Source organism: Chryseobacterium jejuense (genome assembly GCF_017877355.1).
GTDB classification, from domain to species: domain Bacteria; phylum Bacteroidota; class Bacteroidia; order Flavobacteriales; family Weeksellaceae; genus Chryseobacterium; species Chryseobacterium jejuense_A.
Genome location: NZ_JAGIPR010000008.1, coordinates 1 through 20240, shown reverse-complemented (window position 1 = coordinate 20240; position 20240 = coordinate 1). Strand labels below are relative to the sequence as shown.

Annotated in this window: 16 protein-coding genes; all 16 read left to right on the top strand. The window is 34.3% G+C overall.

Features of this window, described 5'->3' with window-relative positions; genetic code table 11:
* Positions 1-493 precede the first annotated feature (493 nt).
* Positions 494-1627 (top strand): EpsG family protein, encoded by a 1134-nt coding sequence (locus tag J2772_RS16310; protein ID WP_262899067.1) that lies wholly within the window; start codon positions 494-496, stop codon positions 1625-1627.
* Between the two features lie 151 nt (positions 1628-1778).
* On the top strand, positions 1779-2921 hold the full coding sequence (locus tag J2772_RS16305) for a hypothetical protein (RefSeq protein ID WP_209918556.1): 1143 nt from the start codon (positions 1779-1781) through the stop codon (positions 2919-2921).
* Between the two features lie 54 nt (positions 2922-2975).
* A complete protein-coding gene (gene topA, locus J2772_RS16300) occupies positions 2976-5537 on the top strand; it encodes a type I DNA topoisomerase (protein WP_209918554.1) in 2562 nt (853 codons plus the stop codon).
* A gap of 150 nt (positions 5538-5687) precedes the next feature.
* Positions 5688-6758: a formimidoylglutamase gene (locus J2772_RS16295; RefSeq protein WP_209918552.1), complete on the top strand. Its 1071-nt coding sequence runs from the start codon at positions 5688-5690 to the stop codon at positions 6756-6758.
* Positions 6759-6761: 3 nt separating this feature from the next.
* Positions 6762-7763, top strand: coding sequence for a glycosyltransferase family 2 protein (locus tag J2772_RS16290; protein WP_209918550.1), 1002 nt, complete (start codon positions 6762-6764; stop codon positions 7761-7763).
* Between the two features lie 102 nt (positions 7764-7865).
* The gene (locus J2772_RS16285; protein ID WP_045501270.1) at positions 7866-8984 is read left to right on the top strand and encodes a glycosyltransferase family 4 protein; all 1119 of its coding nucleotides are present in this window, start codon (positions 7866-7868) and stop codon (positions 8982-8984) included.
* A 35-nt stretch (positions 8985-9019) separates the two neighbouring features.
* Entirely contained in the window at positions 9020-9886 is an 867-nt protein-coding gene (locus J2772_RS16280; protein ID WP_209918548.1) for a polysaccharide biosynthesis/export family protein, read from the top strand.
* Between the two features lie 4 nt (positions 9887-9890).
* Positions 9891-12383 carry an exopolysaccharide transport family protein gene (locus tag J2772_RS16275; protein WP_209918925.1) on the top strand — a complete coding sequence of 831 codons (2493 nt, stop codon included), beginning with the start codon at positions 9891-9893 and terminating at the stop codon, positions 12381-12383.
* Positions 12384-12596: 213 nt separating this feature from the next.
* Positions 12597-13487, top strand: coding sequence for a DUF6089 family protein (locus J2772_RS16270; RefSeq protein WP_209918540.1), 891 nt, complete (start codon positions 12597-12599; stop codon positions 13485-13487).
* A gap of 5 nt (positions 13488-13492) precedes the next feature.
* A complete protein-coding gene (locus J2772_RS16265; protein ID WP_209918538.1) occupies positions 13493-14242 on the top strand; it encodes an isoprenyl transferase in 750 nt (249 codons plus the stop codon).
* Positions 14243-14269: 27 nt separating this feature from the next.
* Complete coding sequence (bamA, locus tag J2772_RS16260; RefSeq protein WP_209918536.1) at positions 14270-16804, top strand: outer membrane protein assembly factor BamA; 2535 nt, start codon at positions 14270-14272, stop codon at positions 16802-16804.
* 8 nt (positions 16805-16812) lie between these two features.
* Positions 16813-17361 carry an OmpH family outer membrane protein gene (locus J2772_RS16255; protein WP_209918534.1) on the top strand — a complete coding sequence of 183 codons (549 nt, stop codon included), beginning with the start codon at positions 16813-16815 and terminating at the stop codon, positions 17359-17361.
* Between the two features lie 66 nt (positions 17362-17427).
* Positions 17428-17931, top strand: a complete 504-nt coding sequence (locus tag J2772_RS16250; protein WP_209918532.1) for an OmpH family outer membrane protein — start codon at positions 17428-17430, stop codon at positions 17929-17931.
* A gap of 70 nt (positions 17932-18001) precedes the next feature.
* The gene (locus J2772_RS16245; RefSeq protein WP_045501263.1) at positions 18002-18487 is read left to right on the top strand and encodes an acyl-CoA thioesterase; all 486 of its coding nucleotides are present in this window, start codon (positions 18002-18004) and stop codon (positions 18485-18487) included.
* 47 nt (positions 18488-18534) lie between these two features.
* Positions 18535-19398 (top strand): dTDP-4-dehydrorhamnose reductase, encoded by an 864-nt coding sequence (gene rfbD / locus J2772_RS16240; protein WP_209918530.1) that lies wholly within the window; start codon positions 18535-18537, stop codon positions 19396-19398.
* Positions 19399-19402: 4 nt separating this feature from the next.
* On the top strand, positions 19403-20083 hold the full coding sequence (locus tag J2772_RS16235) for a hypothetical protein (RefSeq protein ID WP_209918529.1): 681 nt from the start codon (positions 19403-19405) through the stop codon (positions 20081-20083).
* Positions 20084-20240: the final 157 nt, after the last annotated feature.

The following is a 20240-nucleotide window of genomic DNA, read 5'->3' as shown; positions in this document are numbered from 1 at the left end:
ATGGAAAGAAAATGAGTTTATTAAGTTAGATTACTACTATAAACACCTTTATGACTATTCACTTTACAGTATAACTTTCATATTGCAGCTGGTGTATGTGATTTTCTATTTATATATCAAAGAATTTAAGAAAGAAGATATACGGAGATTGGTGCTCTTCTTTTTTGTCTGCTTATTGTGTACAATACCCTTGTTTCTGATTGCAATTGATATTGGAAGGTGGTTTTACAATTTGTTTATCTTCTGGAGTTTATTGATTATCTCTCTTTTGCCAAGTACTGATTCTAAAATATCAGTTTTTGATTATAAAACAATTTATTCTAAAAAAAATATGAGTTTTATATTGTTAATTTTTCTGTCCAATTTTCTTTACAGAGCTCCTTCTTGCTTTACTGGGATTGAGATAGCGGCGCCACTAAGGAGATTAATGCTTTGGTTTGGCTATTCGTAAAATAATTTTAAAGGATATATGATTTTTAGATAAATTAGCATTATGGATATATTACCCCTTTATTTTTTAATTGTTTTTTTAATTTTATTATTTCTTACTTTTCAAGAATATTCTGGTGGCTATATAGACCCCCGAATATTATATACAATTTGTTTCTTTCAGATTATTTTGATTGGGCTTCGGAATGAGGTAGGACCAGATTACGGATCTTATAGAGGAATTTATGACTATTCTTATCTTTATGATTATAAGACAATCTTTCTGAGTAATATTCCTTTTACCAATACTCCCAAACTAGGGGTGGAATGGATATATATTTTGATGAACAGGGTAGTATATGATCTAGGGCTTCCTTTTTATGTAGTTACTCTATTGGTGGCCATCATTTCGCTGACATTAGTATATAAATTTTTAATTGCCAATTCGGATTATCCAACCCTCTTACTTTTATTAGGGTTTATTCCTGGAATGTTAATTTCTACAGGGGGCCAGATGAGACAGTCTGTGGCGGGAGGAATTATGTTTTATTCTTTTATCTTTATTAAAGAGAGGAAGCTATTGAAGTACTTTCTCTGCGTATTTCTAGCCGCAGGATTTCATACTTCGGCGTGGGCAACCTTGCCTTTGTATTGGTTGGTTAGAGTTCCTATGAACAAATTCTTAATCTTTGGATTAGTCCTAGTTTCAATGATATTGTCTCCCTTTAAAATCTATGAACAACTCGGTGTTTTCTTGAATATGATAGCAGGGGGTACTGCAATTTCAGATGGAGTTAATGGATATATGGATGAACAGTATGCGAGGATTAATGGAGGTTTTGGTATACCTGAAATCTTAATGGTTCTTTATACAGGTTTTATTATATATTTTAATGATAAATTAGAAGAAAAAAGTCCTTATTATGAGTATTATAGAAACGTTACCATAATAGGTATATGTGCATTTTTCATTCTAAGGGAAAACCCTATCTTAAGCTCCAGATTAGTAGGGGTTTTTATGGGGTTTGTAATGTTACTTATGGGAAATGCAATTTCAGTTGTTCCTAAAATAGAAAGACGATTTATTTTCTCAGGGCTTCTATTTATTGTATTTTTTAACTTTTGTATTTTTTCATTTTTTAATGCCAAAAAGGCCAATTACTCTATTGATACCTATAAGAACTTTGTATTACCCTAATGAAGAAAGGTTTTTGGATTGTTTTTATACTTAAGAAATAAAATTTCCTTCAGATATTTATAACACATAGTTTTAGTATGTGTAGAAATTGTGAAATCATAAAATTATTTTGTTATTTCGTTTTTTGTGAATTTTAAAGCGCTTTATGAAGATGAAAAAGATAGTTCAAAATTTTAATATCAAGATTTTTATCTACTTTTTAGTAATAATAACAGCCATATATACCCTTGCTTTTACCCTTGCATTTAATCTTAAAGATGACGGATATATTCTTGCAGACTGGCTTATTAACTATGAAGACGGAGGTTTCAAAAGAAGAGGGCTGTCCGGGAGTTTCTTTTTTATTCTTCAGGATATAACAGGGCTTAGTCTTAATTATATTGTTTACTTTTTTCAGTTTATAATTATTTCTCTGTTTTTTTGGTGTTATACAAAGCTCATCAGATATAAAATAACAGATCTGCTTTATCTCTCACTTTTACTGTCTTCCATTGGTTTCGTAGGGCTTTTGAATACTGTAACTTATGTAGGGAAAAAAGAATTTATTGTATTTCTTTTGTTTACCTACTTTGTATACCTTTTAGATAATGATAAGCTTTCAAAGTATAAAGAATATATCTTCTGTTTACTACTCTTTATAAGTACACTTTTACATGAAGTTACCCTGTTTTACGTTCCTTACTTTGCCATTGCACTCTATGTGAAAAACGGAAAGCTGGAGATCAAAAGATATATCAAATTCTTCCTTGCAGTCATCATTCCTGCAGCAGCTATTGTTGTATTGGGAAAAAATGTGAACGAAGGAATGTCATTGGAAATTCTTAACAGCAGAGGAGTGCACCCTACCTATGGTATTTTCTATTGGAACATTGATGAAAGACAGTATATTAAAGAACATCTTAATGAATATCTGCTTTATTTTATCAGTTTAGGAATAAGCATATTTCATATCGCCTATTATTTAAAATATCTAAATGGACGAAAGATTTTATATATTTTATTAATCGGAGCCTTTATCTTTTCATTTCCACTGTTTTATCTTGCTATAGATTGGGGAAGGTGGATGTATATTCATATGATGTTGATGATTGTGCTTTTTGCCATGATGTTGAGAAAAGGAGATTCAATATATGTCTACGAACCCATAGTCATTAACAGGAAATTTTATATTATAATGGCTATTATACTGCTGTCCTTGCTATACAGAGTAGAAATGTCCGGGAGAGGTTTTACTTTCGAAGGAATACTCTACAGACTGTTTGTTGCTCCCATGGAATTATTAAATAAAATGTGATTTCAAAAAGTATATAATAAAAAAGCTTTACTTTTGCAAAAAATTTTTTTTAGAATGTCAAAAAATTTAGTAATCGTAGAGTCCCCGGCAAAGGCAAAAACTATTCAGAAATATTTAGGTAAGGATTTTGAAGTGAAATCCAGTTTCGGCCATATTCGGGATCTCCCTAAAAAAGGAATGGGAATAGATCTTGCCACCTTTAGTCCTGATTACGAAGTTTCAGCAGACAAGAAGAAATTGGTGACAGAATTAAAGGCTGCAGTAAAGAAAGCAGAAATGGTTTGGCTGGCTTCCGATGAAGACCGCGAGGGAGAAGCTATTGCATGGCATTTAGCAGATGAATTGAAACTGAAGCCTGAAAACAGAAAAAGAATTGTTTTCCACGAGATTACTAAAAATGCCATTCTAAAAGCCATTGAAAATCCAAGGGATATTGATCAGAATTTAGTGAATGCTCAGCAGGCAAGAAGAGTGCTGGACAGAATCGTAGGTTTTGAAATGTCTCCTGTTTTATGGAAAAAAGTAAAACCAGGACTATCCGCAGGAAGAGTGCAGTCGGTAGCCGTAAGATTAATTGTTGAAAGAGAAAAAGAAATCCGTGAATTTGTACCCAAAGCAAGTTTCAAACTTGACGGAATTTTCTTAAACAATACAGAGCAGGAAATTGCTGCCAAACTTAAAAAAGACTTTGAAAAAGAAGCTGAAGCAGAAAAATTTCTTGAGCTGGCAAAAACTACAGAATTTAAAGTTCTGAATGTTGAAACCAAACCGGGAACACGTTCCGCATCTGCACCTTTTACCACTTCCACACTACAGCAGGAAGCTTCATCAAGGTTAGGATACAATGTAACCAATACCATGCGTCTGGCGCAGAGACTATACGAAGAAGGATTCATTACCTATATGAGAACTGACTCCGTAAACCTTTCCCAGGAAGCTATTGAAGGTGCCAAAAAACAGATCATCTCAGAATACGGAGCAGAATATTCTTCTCCAAGAAACTATACTACAAAATCAGCTTCTGCACAGGAAGCTCACGAAGCCATCCGTCCTACGGATTTCGCAGTGAAAAGCATTGGTGATGCACAGTTGAATAAATTGTACCAATTGATCTACAGAAGAACATTAGCTTCCCAGATGGCAAATGCTAAAATTGAAAAGACTGTAATTGAAATCGGAAATGCTTCATTGCCACATCATTTTGAAGCACAGGGAGAAGTAATCATTTTTGATGGTTTCCTGAAGGCTTACGGTATTGTAAAAACTGATGAGGAGGACGAGGAAAATAACGAAAAACTATTGCCAAAAGTAAAAGTTGGTGAAGTATTAAGTTATAAATCCATTACAGCAACAGAAAAATTCACGAGACCAAGTGCAAGATATACCGAAGCCGGATTGGTAAGAAAACTGGAAGAGTTGGGGATTGGTAGACCCTCTACCTATGCTCCAACCATTCAGACCATTCAAAATAGAGAATATGTGGATAAAAGAGAAATTGAACCACATACCCGTGAAGTGATCAAAATGTCTTTGGTAAAAGACAAGATCAAAAAAGTCGTTCTGGATGAAAAATTCGGTGGTGATAAAAATAAATTCATTCCTACAGATATAGGAGAAGTTGTCAATGATTTCTTAACAGACAACTTCAAAGAAATTCTGGATTATGGTTTCACGGCAAGAGTAGAAGAAAGTTTCGATGAAATTGCAAGCGGAGATCAGAAATGGAAAGAAATGATGGGTGATTTCTACTCAAAATTCCACCCAAGAATTGAAGATGTAGAAGAAAATGCAGACCGTGCAACAGGAGACAGACTTCTAGGAGTAGATCCGAAGACCGGTAAAAATATTCACGCCAGAATCGGAAGATTTGGAGCAATGATCCAGATCGGAGAAACAGATGATGAAGAAAAACCAATTTTTGCATCATTAATGTCTGGTCAGAATATTGCTACAATTACCTTTGAAGAAGCATTGGAATTGTTCAAATTACCATTTGAATTGAGCGACTTTGAAGGACATGCTGTTTCTGTTGGAGTAGGAAGGTTCGGACCTTATGTGAAATGGGGAGAAACTTTCATCAGCATTCCAAAAGGAGAAGATCCACTTTCAGTCGATCAAAAACGTGCAGAAGAGATCATCAACGAAAAGAAAAAAGCAGATGCTCCCATTGCTACTTATAAAGGGGAGCCTGTAACCAAAGGGTCAGGAAGATTCGGGCCATTTATAAAGTACAAAGATATTTTTGTGAATGTTCCGAAGAAATATAACTTCGAGAATCTTTCTCAGAGTGATATCAATGAACTGATTGATGCTAAACTTGAAAAAGAAGCCAACAGATATATCCAGCAATGGGAAAAAGAAAAAATTTCCCTTGAAAATGGAAGATGGGGACCTTTCATCAAATTTGGAAAAGCCATGTTCAAAATTCCAAAGAAAAATGATGATACCAAATACGATGCAGAAGAATTGAAAGAAATTTCTCTGGATGAAGTGAAGAAATGGATCACAGATCAGGATAAAAATGCCTTTGCAGAAAAGAAAAAACCTGCAGCAAAAAAGGCAGCCACCACCAAGAAGACTACAGCTGCTAAAAAGCCAGCTGCCAAAAAGAAGTAATATTAATTATATAATACAAAGCCGTTAACAAATAGTGTTAACGGCTTTTTTTATGAATAAAAGTCTCCGCAGGATTCCCCAGTTGTGGCGTTTTTTTGTATGTTTGTTATATCAAGGAGTTATTAAACTATTATACTTTCAGGTTAAAATATGGATTTTGAGGATTTTATCATTTCACCAAGAAATTTCAAAACAGAAAGCTGGCAGATCGGAAACAGGATTACAAAAGATATAAAAGAAGACAGTATTGTTCTTTTATTTGTGTCAGATTATAGAGGAGCGGGTGGCGATGCAGAAGTACAGGATTTTACAGCAGTCAGAAAAGAATTTTATAAACTTGCACAGTTGGATTTTGAAATTCCGATTGTGGATCTTGGTGATCTGGTCTCAGGAAAGTCTGTTCAGGATACCCATTATATTTTGCAGGAAGTTTTATCAGCCTGTCATTATAAAAGAGCACTTCCGGTGATTATCGGTGGTTCCAATGACTTTGCTTTTTCTCTGTTCTCAGCCTTGAATTTTCACCAGAAAAGTATCAATTATACTCAGATCAGTAATATAATTTCCCTTAAACAAGGAGAAGAAATTAATGAATATACTTTTTTAGGCAAAATTTTCGGAGCTAAGAATTTTTCCATTAAAAACTATCATCATTTAGGATATCAGAAGCATTTGAACGAAATGGATTCTGTACGATTGATTAAAGAAGTAGAGTTTGACATCATCCGTTTAGCAGAAATGATGAATTCTACTGAAAAAACAGAACCATTCTTCAGAAAAGCAGATCTGATCACAGTAAATTGCGATGCTATTGAAAGTTTCAGTGAACCATTTTCTATGAATCCGCAAGTAAATGGATTAAACAGAAGAGAAATTTGCGCCTATATGAAAGAAATCGGGTTGAGTGAAAACCTGAAAACAGTGGGGATTTTTAATTATAATATTTATTCAGACAATCAACTGAACCATCAACTGCTAGCACAAATGATATGGTATCTGATCGAAGGGGTCAATATTCAGCAGTCTCATCCCAAAGAAAGACAGTATGAATTGTTTTATGTTTTAATTGATGACAGACAATTTGCATTTAAGCGTGATACTTTCAGTAATTTGTGGTATTTTGGTGACGATGAAAATATAGAAAACTGTATTCCCTGCTCAAGAAAGGATTTTGATGATGCTAAAAAAGGCTGGTTGAATGCAAGACTGACGAAATTTTAATGTATGACCAACGTTCCCTCAAGAATTTCAATTATTGTTCCCGTTTATAATGTCGAAAATTATTTGGCAAAATGTCTCGACTCTCTGGTGAATCAGACCCATCAGAATATCGAGATTTTTGTAGTGGATGATGGAAGTAAAGATAATTCCATAGAGATCATTAAAGAGTATGAAGGAAAATATCCTGACAAAATAAAAACCTTTACCAAGGAAAATGGCGGATTAAGTGATGCCAGAAACTTTGGTCTAGATAGAGTAACAGGAGATTACATAGGCTTTGTAGACAGTGATGATTACGTTACGGAAACGATGTTTGAAGAAATGCTTCACTTGGCTGAAAAGCATCAGGCGGAAATAGTGATCTGTAATATTCAGAAAGTAGATGAAAATGGGCAGATAACCCAAAAACTGACACAAATTCCCAATATGGAAGAAAAGATAAGATTGGAAGATCACTTCTCAATTTTTTCAGATATCAGCTATTTTGCCTGTAACAAATTGTTCAAAAAAGAACTTTTTAATCAGAAAAGGTTTAAAAAAGGAGTTCATTTTGAAGATATTCAGCTGATTCCACAGTTATTGCTGGAGTGTGAAACCATTGCACAGACGCAGAACTTTCATTACCAATACCTTGAACGTACGGATTCTATCACGAAAACCCATACGGAAAAAGGACTTGATATTTTGAAGGCCGTACAGGATGTGGAAAGTGCATTTAGCCAATCAAAATACGCTCATAAAAGAAAGGAGTTGAAAAATTTCCAGATTTTTGAAGGAGTGTATTCTTTTCTGGCATATCTGGCCTTTGTGAAAGAAGAAAAAACATTTTACAGCATGGCTGATAAGCTGTCTGTTTTCATAAGAGAAAGACAAATAAAAATTCAAGATATATTGAACTATAGTCGTTTTGGTACAAATTATCTTTTATCTTTGCCAGTGAAAAAAAAGATTTTTTATCTATTATTTTTTGCCGGACAGAAAAAGTTGATAAGAAAATTGATATAAACACAAATGTAAGTACTATTGTTTCGGACAGTAGAACATGATGAAAGCATATATGCGTCGTCGGTTTAATTGGAAAGATAATGTGTACTGGATAAGAAAAGAATGAAAAACTTTGAATTGTTCTTAAGCGGATCGGGAATACCTATTTTCTATGTAAAAATAGGACTAGGTTTCGTATTCTCCTTTTTAATTACCTTTTTCTCCATCCCTACTATTGTAAAGATCTCCAGAAGGAAGAATCTTATGGATGAACCTGGCGTCAGAAGTTCACATCTTAGAAAAATCCCAAATCTTGGGGGAATTGCCATCTTTTATTCCATTGGGATATGTGTTTCCATTTTTGCTTACGAGCTGTTTGACCTTTATAAATTCTTGTTTGCTTCACTAGTTATCCTTCTGTATATTGGAGTAATGGATGATATTGTGGTTATGAGAGCCTATAAAAAGCTTGTGGCTCAAATCTTAGTATCCTCATTAATCGTAATTGGTTCAGATATTAGAATCAGAAGTCTCTTTGGAATATTCGGAGTCTTTGAATTAGGCTATTTTGTAAGTATTCTATTTAGTATTGTTACTTTTATTATTCTTATCAATGCTTTTAACCTGATTGATGGAATTGATGGGTTAGCAGGCGGATATTCTGTGATCTGTAGCGCATTATTTGGAATAAGCTATTACAGATTAGGGGAGTATAACTACCCATTGGTTGTTTTATCGGTGGTGATTATCGGAACAGTTTTGGCATTTCTATATTATAATCTGTCAAATTACAGAACCAACAAAGTATTTATGGGAGATACAGGGTCTATGCTTTTAGGCTTTCTGTTGGCCTTTACCTCTATTTGTTTTATAGATATTTTTATAGATAAAAATCTTGCAGATGTGCCAAGGTACCACCTGCAGTCTGCACCGGTAGTGGCTGTAGCCATTCTGATCTTACCGATTGTGGATACACTGAACGTAATCTTCGTAAGGCTTTATAACAAAAAGTCACCCTTTGATGCTGATAAAAACCATATTCATCACAAACTTCTAAAATTAAATCTTACCCATAGAAGGTCCACATTCTATATTATTCTATATTATTTAATGATTGTAACAGTGGCATATTATCTGAGACACATCAATGTGAATCTGCTGTTGTTGGTTGTTGTTGTATTGGGCTTTATGGGAGCATATTTACCGGATTTGATATATCGGTTAAGAAATAACAAAAATTAACAATTAAATATTACTTTTGTAAACAATATTCAAACATGATGAAGAACTTTAAGTATTTATTTTTATTATTACCTTTTTTACTTACCTCGTGCATCACGGTGAAAGATGTAAGATATTTACAACCGAGTGAAAGCCTTGTAATTAATGAAGAAGGTCTTGTTCCCTACAATATTCCTGTTTACAGGATTACCAAAAATGATATGCTTAACCTTAATATAGTGACCACTCCTAAGGGAGATGCAGCACAGTTTTACTCTGCTTACAATGTTTCAGGCGGAACAGGAGGCGGAGCTATAAACAACTCAGCTGCAGCAGGCGGAAGAGGTGGCGGTACAGGGGCTACTACCGGAGGAAATGTTAATTTCTATTTTAATGGTCTGAAAGTGGATATCAACGGGGATATTAATGTCTTCGGGATAGGCTATATTAAAGCAGAAGGAAGAACTCTTGATGATGTGTCAAAGGAAATCCAGACTAAAGTAAATGAAAACTTTCAGGAAGGGAAATCCGAAGTCAGATTAAATACAGATGGGATTACCTATTACATCCTTGGTGATTTAGAGACTACAGGCCTTTCCGGAGAGAAAGTAGTACATAAGACAACCCTTACCATTACTGAAGCCCTGGCCATTAATGGTGGGTTAAACAGAACGGTGGATAAAAGAGAAATTGTAATCCACAGAAAACTTCCAGAGGGAATTAAAATTGCTAAAATAGATCTTACCCGTGAAGACCTGATGAATTCTCCTTACTATTATATACAGAACGGAGACGAAATCTATCTTAATACAAGACGAAAAAGCTTGAACGGATTCGGTAAAGATCCTATTCAAACGATGCTTACAGGTGTAACAGCAATTACAACTGCATTGTCTATATATGTACTCCTACAAAGACTTTAATTCTATGATTCCAGGAAAAGATACTAACGTAGGAAAAAGCGAAGCTCCCAAAGAAAAGTCCGGAACTTTTGCACTGTTTGATATTGAGCACTTTGCAAGAAGATTACTCAAAAACTGGTATTGGTTTGCCTTTATGTTTCTTATTGGCTACGCCATTTCTTGGGCATACAGTAAATACTATGCTCAGAATGTTTATGCTTCAGATTTATCCCTGAGTATTTCCAATAATACCTCAAGTTATTTTAGTCCCAATCAATCTATTAATTTCATTTGGGGGCAAGGAGGAAATCAGGATGGTGTTTATCTAAAGAAAATGCTTTTTTCAAGATCCCATAATGAATATTTGGTTAAAGAATTGAATCTTTTTGTAAATTATTCTACCAAGGGACTTATAAAATCTACCTATTTAGATAAAGATGATTCCCCTGTTTTTCTTGAAATCGATAAAAAGCATCTTCAGCAGGTAAATTATCCAATTACAATAAAACCAAAAGGAAATGGTACCTATGAAGTGGTATTGCCGGAAGAAGGGCAGTCTACAAGTTTGTACAGTTATGAAATAGAAGGTTTTCAAAATATTAATGCCTACAACAGACCGGCAAATAAGGTTATTAGAGTAAATGAATGGTATAATTCTCCGAATTTGAGATTTAAGCTGGTTCAGAATCCAATTACTCCTGATATTAAGCTGGATAATATTATTGTCAATTTAACGACAATAAATCAGAGTGTTAATGATATTGTGTCTACTATAGCAGTAAACTTCGATAGGGAGATCAGTACCATCATGATCATTAGTAAAAGAGGTTATAATCTTAACAGTACGGTAAATTTCCTGAATAAATCAGTTGCTGAACTTCAGAAAAAAAGACTGGAAGATAAAAATACCGTTAATAAGAATACAACGGTTTATCTGCAGGGAAGTCTGGATGAGATCCGCAAAAGATTAGATTCTGCTGCCACTGTTCTGAACTATCTGAAAACTTCAGAAAAGCTTTATAATATTAAAGATAGAGATGAAAAGTCACTTGAAACAATAAAAGACCTCGAAGCCAAAAAAGCAGATATTGTAAGCAAAATTGCCTCTCTGAATAATATCAGAAATACACTTCAGTCACAGAATTTTGATAAAATGATCACTACCAATGCGGCAGGTTTTGAAGATGGAATGTTCTCTGCTTCTGTGAGTGAACTTAAGGCTCTTTATACAAAAAGATCAGAATTAGCCACCATCTATAAGCCCGCTTCTGAGCCTATGAAGGAAGTAAACAGAATGATTAATGATGCTAAAACAAGCTCTTTTAACAGCCTGAAGAATTACTATACCAAATACTATGATGAGATCAATAAACTTGATCAAAAGGTTGCAGATGCTAATTCCGATTTACAGTCTTATCCGGAAAAAGAAAGAAAATATCTGGATGCAGAAAGAGGTTATAATATGATTGAAGCTACATATAGTAGTCTTTTAAACAGACAAAATGAATCTCGTTTAAATGTAGCAACCAATCAGTCTGATATCAGCGTAATTGACCCTGCAAAAAATCTTGGACAAGGACCTATAAGCCCTAATATAAAAATGGCAAAAGCAGGAATAATCGCTTTAATGTTATTAATCCCACTCTTGTTTATTCTAATAGGTGAATTGCTGGATAATAAGATCAGAAATATTAAAGAACTATTAGGCGTAACAAAAATTCCGCTTATTGGGGTTATTGGAAATAATAACAGTGAACATATGCTTACTGTTTTGGAACAACCAAAATCATCTGTTTCAGAAGCATTTAGAGGAATTAGAGCCAATATGAGATTCCTGATGAATAATGAAGATGAAAAAGGTAAGGTAATCTTGGTAACTTCTTCCGTTGGAGGAGAAGGAAAAACTTATGTTTCCATTAACCTGGCTTCTGTATTAGGATTAAGTGATAAAAAAACTATTCTTTTAGGAATGGATCTTAGAAAGCCAAAAATCTTTGGTGATTTTAAGATTGATAATAAATATGGTATTTCAAACTATCTGACAGGAGAAGTGGGTATTGATCAGATTATTAATAACACCAAGATCCCAAATCTGGATGTTGCTACTTCAGGACCTATCCCTCCGAATCCTTCAGAATTGCTGATGAGCCAGAGGAATGTTAATTTTATACAGGAACTGAAGGAGATTTATGATTTCATTATTATAGATTCTCCACCAGTAGGTTTGGTAGCAGATTCTTATGAAATTATGAAATATTCTGATGCCAATATTTATGTGGTGCGTCACGAGTACACAGAGAAATATATGATGAAGCTCATTACCGAGAAGTATCAGAATAATGAAATTGAACATTTAGGACTTATTTATAATGACTATAATACGAAGCAGGGATACGGGTATGGTTACGGCTACGGATATGGTTATGGATATGGATATTTTGATGAAGATAAAAATTATAAAGAACCGTTATTAATTAGGATACGGAATAAGATGCAGACAATGTTTAATAAAAAATAGAGCCTTGAACCCTCATTCAATGGGGGTTTTTTCATACTTTGTGTATTTTGATTCTATGAAAAAAAGAATATTTTTGCCACTTTGCCGTTTACTTTATAACAAATTATGTTTTTTTGTTTATTTTTAACTAAACATTAAGATTATCATTAATATAAAAATGTTTTATATTTGCAAAAATTAAATTTTAAAATAACCATAAATCCATATTCTTTTATGAATAAAAAATTATTGTTTAGCTTCCTTGCCTTCCTTGGAGTGGTGAGTGTTAAAGCACAAAGAAACGAATTGGGGGTTCGTCTAGGTATGAGTAACCTAGTGGGTGATGTAGGGAGTACAAGTTATATTTTACAAAAGCCGTTGGATTTAAATAGAATGTCGGATTGGGGGATCCCGTTTTATGGTGGAATTTTATACAGATTTAATTTTAACCCGCACCAAACTGTTAGATTGGATTTAGGATATAACCAGATTCAGTTTAGCGATAAAGCTGCGAAAGAAGAATATAGAAGAAATAGAAATGCATACGGGAAAAATAATGTATATGAAGCAAGTTTAATGTTTGAATATAATTTTTTCCCCGTTAATAATGAACAGGTAAGTATGGTAAGCCCATATATTTTTGGAGGTATCGGTGCCTTGATGTTTGATGCACCCAAAGCTAATCTAACCCATGATTTCAGAAGAGATCCGGACGGTGTAGCTCTGGCTCCCATTAATGAAATGGACTTTAAAACAACTACCGAATACTCATTAGGAAAAAAAGTTACCATGCATATCCCTTTTGGTGTAGGTTTAAAGTATAAATTTAACCATACTTGGGCTATATTTGCAGAAGCAACATTTAGATATACTTTGACAGATCAGCTTGATCACAGTAAAATTCTTTCTGAAGATGTAAAAAATTCCTTTAATGCCGATATCCTAGATCCGGCTACAGGAGGCTCTTTATTACAGTCTGGAAACTATTATGCTGTTGCTAAGGAAAGAGAAGAAGAGTTTATTAAAAAGAGAAATATTGGAGATGATAAATCCAAAGACTGGTTAAATACATTCAGTTTAGGATTAACGTTTTCGTTCGGAAGACCTCCATGTTATTGTGATTAATTAATATGTCGTTGATTAAAGATAAAATAAATTCTGAGAATTTACCAAAACACGTAGCCATCATTATGGATGGTAATGGGAGATGGGCTAAATCTCGTGGCGAAGAAAGAACCTTCGGTCACAAAAATGCCATTAATGCTGTAAGAAATGCAATTAATGCATGTAATGAGATCAATATCCCTTATTTAACACTGTATACATTTTCTTCAGAAAACTGGAATCGTCCTTCTGAAGAAGTAAATACCCTCATGAGCTTACTTGTGGAAACCTTACTGTTAGAAGCAGAGGAGATCTTCAGTAAAGGACTGAGAATGCATGTGATAGGGAATCTTGAAAAGCTGCCTACTTTAGTAAGAGAGCAGCTGCAGCGTGTGGTAGAACTTACAAAAGAAAACACAAAAGGAAATCTTGTACTGGCAATCAGCTATGGCTCACAAAATGAAATACTGGAAGCCGTTAAAAATATCAGTTCAGATGTAAAAGAAGGAAAGGTAGATGTAGAGAATATAGATGAAAAACTATTAGAAAACTACCTCTATACCAAAGATTTTCCTCCTGTAGATCTATTGATAAGAACTAGCGGCGAAATAAGAATAAGCAACTTCCTCCTCTGGCAGATTGCTTATGCTGAATTACAGTTTTTAAATGTTCTATGGCCGGATTTTACCAAAGATATTTTCTTTCAATGTATTTTGGATTATCAAAACAAAGAAAGAAGATACGGTTTAACCGGAGATCAGATACAAGGCCAATAATTTTAAAGAAAAGAAAGACTCGATAAAATGAAGTTTAGACTATTACCCATCATTATGTTTGCTGCTTCTGCACATTTTTATGGACAAGTAACTCCACAGGACAGCACAAAAGTAAACAATGCTGTGCATGCAGACAATGAGGTAGGTACTTATACGCTTAAAGACATTGTTGTAGATGGGGTAAAAAAATATACACCAGCTCAGATCCTCAGATTTACTGGCCTATCCAAAGGAGAAAGCGTAGATATTCCGGGACAGAAAATCAGCAATGCTGTTAAAAAGCTTTGGGATACCCAATCTTTCTCTGAAGTGGAAGTATACGTTCAAAGTATTGAAGGACAGACTGTAATTCTTAAATTCTATCTTCAGGATCTGAAGGAACTTGGAGAAGTGAAATTCAAGGGTAAAGGAATTGGAAAATCAAAAAGTGAAAAACTGGCTAAAGACAACAACCTGAAGCCTGGTACAAAGATTACCCAAAACTTGGTGTCAAGTCTTAAGACAACTATTCCTAAAGACTATATCAAAAAAGGTTTTGCTGATGCCAAAATTACAATTGAGGATAAAGTAAATGCCGGAGATCCTGCTTTGGTAGACTGGACGATTAATGTAGATAAAGGTAAAAGAATTAAGATCGACCATATTGAGTTTGAAGGAAATCCAAGTGTAAGTGATAGAAAACTTAGAAACAAAGCCTTTAAAGAAACAAAACAGAAACGTTTCAGTATTGGTGGTATTTTGAAATCTTCAAAATTCATTGAAGATAAATATCAGGAAGACAAACAAAACCTGATTAATTATTATAACTCTTTAGGGTATAGAGACGCAAAAGTTGTTTCAGACTCTGTATGGAGAAATAAGAAAAACAACTACGAAATCAATGTAAAACTTAACGAAGGTAAAAAGTATTATATCGGTGACATTACGTTCACTGGTAACACCGTTTACGCTACAGAATATTTACAGAGATTATTAGGATATAAGAAAGGAGATATCTACGATGCCGTAGGATTCAACAAAAAAGTTGGTGAAGACGGAGGTAAAGAAGATGATTCCGATATTAAGTCCGTTTACATGAATAACGGATACCTTTTCTCCAATGTGACACCGGTTGAAAAATCAGTGAACGGTGATGCCGTAAACTTGGAGATCAGAATTAACGAAGGAGAACAGGCTACTTGGAATAAAGTAACATGGCAAGGGAATACAACAACCCATGACCACGTAATTCTTAGAGCGTTAAGAACAAAACCGGGAGAATTATTCAAAAAGACCGAAATCAAGAGAACTTATTTTGATTTGGCAGGGATGTCATTCTTCGATCCACAACAGATCGGACAGGATATTCAGCCTAATCAGGTAGACAACACTGTAGACGTTAACTGGAAACTTGTAGAAAAAGGATCTTCTCAGGTTCAGCTTCAGGCAGGTTATGGAGGTAACAGCTTTATTGGTACTTTAGGATTAACGTTTAACAACTTCTCATTGAGAAATTTCCTTAAGTTCAAAGACTTTAAACCAGTACCACAAGGAGACGGACAGACTTTCTCCATTCAGGTACAGGCGGGTCAGTACTTCCAGAATTATGGAGTATCATTTGTAGAACCTTGGTTATTCGGTACAAGACCCACAGCCCTTTCCGTGAGTTTAAACAACTCAAGAGTAAGATATAGTGATGGACTTGGAGGTTCCCAGAAACTAAATATATTCTCGGCAACACTAGGTTTGAACAGACTATTGAACTGGCCGGATGATTATTTCTCACTATATACAGGATTACAGTTCCAGAAGTATGACTTCAATAACTATCCATTCCAGTTTGGGGAGACTACAGAATATAACGGATCAGCCAATAACTTTAGTGTCAACCTAGGGTTAAGTAGAAACTCTGCCGGGATAGACCCTATCTTCCCTACAATGGGTTCTAATATTGAACTTTCTGCAAAGTTAACACCACCATATTCATTGTTCAGTAACAAAAACTATGAGACAATGAAGCCTATTGATAAATACAAGTGGATGGAATTCTATAAGATCAAGTTTAAGGCAGACGTTTATAACGAAATTGCCGGTAAGCTTGTATTGAGGTCTTCTGCTGAAATGGGATTCATGGATGGATATAACAAAAATCTTGGTGCACCGCCATTTGAAAGATTCTATGTAGGTGGTACCGGATTATTCGGAGGTAGATATGACGGTAGAGAATTGATTCCTTTAAGAGGATATGATAATGCAAGTACTTATGGTGGTGAACCTACTGATATTACTCAAAAAGGAGGGGGAACAATCTATAACAGATTTACTTTAGAACTAAGATACCCTATTTCAATGAACCAAACCGCTAAAATTTATGCATTAACATTTGCTGAAGGAGGTAACGTTTGGAACTCATGGGGTAATTATAACCCATTCCAGCTAAAAAGGTCAGTAGGGGTAGGAGTTAGAGTATATATGGGGGCGTTCGGATTGATCGGGTTCGACTTTGCTTATGGATTTGATAAGACAATGTCAGGAAACCCATCAGGATGGCAAAACCACTTCTTGATGAACCAATCATTATAATTATATATATGAAGAACTTTAAAATAACCATCACTTTTGTATTACTCTTAATTTTCGGGTTGGGAAACGCCCAGAAAATTGGAGTGGTAGATACTAATGAAATTTTAAATAAATTACCTCAGTATAAAGAAGCCGAAGCGAGACTAAACTCTCAGATCGATACCTGGCAGTCTGAACTTCAGAACATGCAGTCAGAATATGAAAGAAAAAAAGCGGCCTTTGAAAGTGAAAAAGTGTTATTGATAGGTGACCAGCTGAAATTGAGAGAAAAAGAAGTGGTAGATCTTGATAAAAATATCAAAACCACTACAAGTTTACGTTTCGGAGCCAATGGTGAAATCACAAAATTGAGATCAAATCTTGTTTTACCATTCCAGGATCAGATATGGGAAGCTATCAAAACAATGTCCGAAAAAAATGGGTTGGGCATAGTTCTTGATAAAAGCAATAACATTAGTGTTATTTTTCTTCAGGGAAAATATGATTATACAGAAAAAGTATTAACTATTTTACTGAAAGGAACAGATAAAAAAGAGAAAAGTAAAAGTAAAAAGTAAAATTGTAAGTTAACTTTTACGTAAATTCGAAATCTAAAAACAAATTAAATTATTTATTTACCAATTATGAAAAAATTAAGTGTATTATTTGCAGCAGTAATGATGTTTGTTTCTGTAGGTATGGCAAAAGCTCAAAAAATGGCTACTTTAGATGTATTGGGAGTTCTTAATGCAATGCCTGAGAAGAAAAAAGCAGATGCTGACCTTAAAACATTCTACGATACTAAACAAGGTGAGATCAAGAAGAAATATGATGCTGGGCAAGCTAAACTAAAGCAATATAGCGAAGAAGCTCCTAAGAAAACTGCAGACGAAAACAAAGCTAGAGAAGCTGAACTACAAAAAATTCAGGAAGAAATAGCTCAAATGCAGGATAAAGCTCAAAAAGATCTTCAGGCTAAGCAAGAAGTAGCTTTCGGACCAATTGAGAAAAAATTGAACGATGCTGTTGATAAAGTAGCTAAAGCTAACGGGTACGAGTATGTAATGGATGCAAATTCACCTGCATTCCTTTACAAAGCAGGTGCTGATGCTACTGCAGCTGTAAAGAAAGAATTAGGAATTCAATAATTTCGGCAAATTAACAAAGATTTATAAGACAAACCGCCTCCAAAAGAGGCGGTTTGTTTATTTTTGCGGAATGGAAAAAGAAGTATCAACTATAGTAAAAGTTAGGTTTAGCGATTGTGATCCGATCGGTCATTTGAATAATGTAAAATATCTAGATTATATGTTCAATGCCAGAGAAGATCACGTGGAGACATTTTACGGATTTACTTATGAAGAATATACCAAACAGACAGGCTGTACCTGGATTGCCATCCAGAATGAAATAGCTTATATGAAAGAAGTAAGGTATAATACCCAAGTCGTTATCAGCAGTAAAACTATCGATGTACAGGACAGAACAGCCAAAGTTGAAATCTTAATGAAAAGCTTAGATGAGAAAACCGTTCATGCTGTACTTTGGGTTACCGTTATTTATTTCAATATGAAAACAAGAAAATCAGAAGTACATCCTGAAGATATAAAAGAAACATTTAATAAGTTTTATGTAGATCTGATACAAAAGGATTTCCAGTCAAGAGTTAAATTTTTAAGATCCCAAAATGCAAAAAACTCTTAATAGATATTCCTATTGAAAACTTTTTTGATAATTTAAATTTATAATATATGAAAAAAATAGTAGTAATAGGCAGCAATGGCCAATTAGGAAACTGTATCAGAAAAATTGCTCCCGATTTTGAAAATAAGTACGAGTTTCTTTTTACAGATTCCACAATCCTGGATGTTACCAATGAAGAACAGGTTAACGACTTTTTCTATGATAACAAACCAGATTACTGTATCAATGCTTCCGCATATACGGCGGTAGATTTAGCAGAGAAAGAAAAAGAAAAGGCATTTGCTGTAAATGCAGACGGAGTTGCCAATCTTGCTCAGGCTTGTATAGAGTATAAAACCATCCTTATTCATGTTTCTACTGACTATGTTTTTGATGGAGATACCAATCTGCCTTATTCAGAAGATGATTTTACCAATCCGGTAGGAGTGTATGGAGAATCAAAAAGAAGAGGAGAGGAGCTGGCATTGGAACTTAATCCGAAAACTATTATCCTTAGAACTTCCTGGCTGTATTCCGAGTTTAATAAAAACTTTGTGAAGACGATGTTGAATTTGTTCTCACAGAAATCAGAGTTAGGTATTGTTGCAGATCAGTTCGGGCAGCCTACAAATGCTAACGATCTTGCGGCAGCCATTATGGATATCATCGAAAATCCAAATAAAACCTTTGGAATTTTTCACTTTTCAAATTATCCGGAAACCACATGGTTTGATTTTGCGAAGAAAATTGCTGAATTTTCAAAATCTTCAATACAATTAAACGCGTTAACAACCGAGCAGTATCCAACTCCTGCTAAAAGACCTGTAAGAAGTACTATGTCTCTGGATAAAATTGAAGAGATTTATAAAATTGAACCAAAACATTGGGAAAACAGCCTTGAAGAATGTGTTGACATCCTTACACAACAATAGTAATATGAAAAATATAGCCATCATCTTTTCCGTAGTATGTGCTCAGCTTTGGACTGCGCAAAATGTTTATCTGAGCAAAGTAGAGAAAACCAATGATAATTCAGATAAGTTTCTTTATAAGAAAGATCAGGCAGAAACAAGTGCTATCTATTTAGGAGAAGCAGAGGTTCAGGGATTCTCAAAAGATGATGCAATGGTGTTTTCGTTAGTGTATAAAAAAGCAAAGGAGATTGGAGCCAACACTTTTGTAATAAAACCTTTTGAAAATATTGACGGATCACCTCAGACTTTTAATGCTTCTAATTATAAGATCGCATTATATTACACTCCAAAAGAAAAACTGAAAGTTCAGAAGGGGGCTATGTATATATTTGCTTCCTCAGAAAAAGATCAGAAGATCAATGTTAATAGGAATGACTATATTGTTCCCCCAAGAACATTTTTAAAACTAAAAATTGTTCCGGGAGAAGTTTATACAATTTCTACCAAGAAACTTTTGGGGTCAACTGTTAAAGTTCAGCCAAAGACAAATGATGAGAACCTATATTTTCAGGTATCATCATTAAAAATTAAGCCCGATGCTTCAGGAGTTGGAGGTTTAAACCTTAAATCAGGTGATGTTATTGGTTTGGATAAATCATATGCAGAGTTTTTAAGTGCTATTTATACAGAAAAGACGCCATAAAAGTAGATCCAGGAGCCTTAATTTATCTTTTACTTATCTAAGAAGACTGATTAACTAAATTTTGTTTAAAATTTTTCATCCATGCTATCAGAGTATTAAGGAAGAATATTACGTGAATATGAAATTAAAGTTAATAAAGTTTGTTTTGCGTTGTAAT

Coding starts and splice junctions, on each gene's coding strand:
- bamA (WP_209918536.1), top strand. CDS start 14,270: ATGAAGTTTAGACTATTACCCATCATTATGTTTGCTGCTTCTGCACAT.
- J2772_RS16305 (WP_209918556.1), top strand. CDS start 1,779: ATGAAAAAGATAGTTCAAAATTTTAATATCAAGATTTTTATCTACTTT.
- J2772_RS16255 (WP_209918534.1), top strand. CDS start 16,813: ATGAAGAACTTTAAAATAACCATCACTTTTGTATTACTCTTAATTTTC.
- J2772_RS16245 (WP_045501263.1), top strand. CDS start 18,002: ATGGAAAAAGAAGTATCAACTATAGTAAAAGTTAGGTTTAGCGATTGT.
- J2772_RS16265 (WP_209918538.1), top strand. CDS start 13,493: ATGTCGTTGATTAAAGATAAAATAAATTCTGAGAATTTACCAAAACAC.
- J2772_RS16235 (WP_209918529.1), top strand. CDS start 19,403: ATGAAAAATATAGCCATCATCTTTTCCGTAGTATGTGCTCAGCTTTGG.
- topA (WP_209918554.1), top strand. CDS start 2,976: ATGTCAAAAAATTTAGTAATCGTAGAGTCCCCGGCAAAGGCAAAAACT.
- J2772_RS16275 (WP_209918925.1), top strand. CDS start 9,891: ATGATTCCAGGAAAAGATACTAACGTAGGAAAAAGCGAAGCTCCCAAA.
- J2772_RS16270 (WP_209918540.1), top strand. CDS start 12,597: ATGAATAAAAAATTATTGTTTAGCTTCCTTGCCTTCCTTGGAGTGGTG.
- rfbD (WP_209918530.1), top strand. CDS start 18,535: ATGAAAAAAATAGTAGTAATAGGCAGCAATGGCCAATTAGGAAACTGT.
- J2772_RS16310 (WP_262899067.1), top strand. CDS start 494: ATGGATATATTACCCCTTTATTTTTTAATTGTTTTTTTAATTTTATTA.
- J2772_RS16250 (WP_209918532.1), top strand. CDS start 17,428: ATGAAAAAATTAAGTGTATTATTTGCAGCAGTAATGATGTTTGTTTCT.
- J2772_RS16280 (WP_209918548.1), top strand. CDS start 9,020: ATGATGAAGAACTTTAAGTATTTATTTTTATTATTACCTTTTTTACTT.
- J2772_RS16290 (WP_209918550.1), top strand. CDS start 6,762: ATGACCAACGTTCCCTCAAGAATTTCAATTATTGTTCCCGTTTATAAT.
- J2772_RS16295 (WP_209918552.1), top strand. CDS start 5,688: ATGGATTTTGAGGATTTTATCATTTCACCAAGAAATTTCAAAACAGAA.
- J2772_RS16285 (WP_045501270.1), top strand. CDS start 7,866: ATGAAAAACTTTGAATTGTTCTTAAGCGGATCGGGAATACCTATTTTC.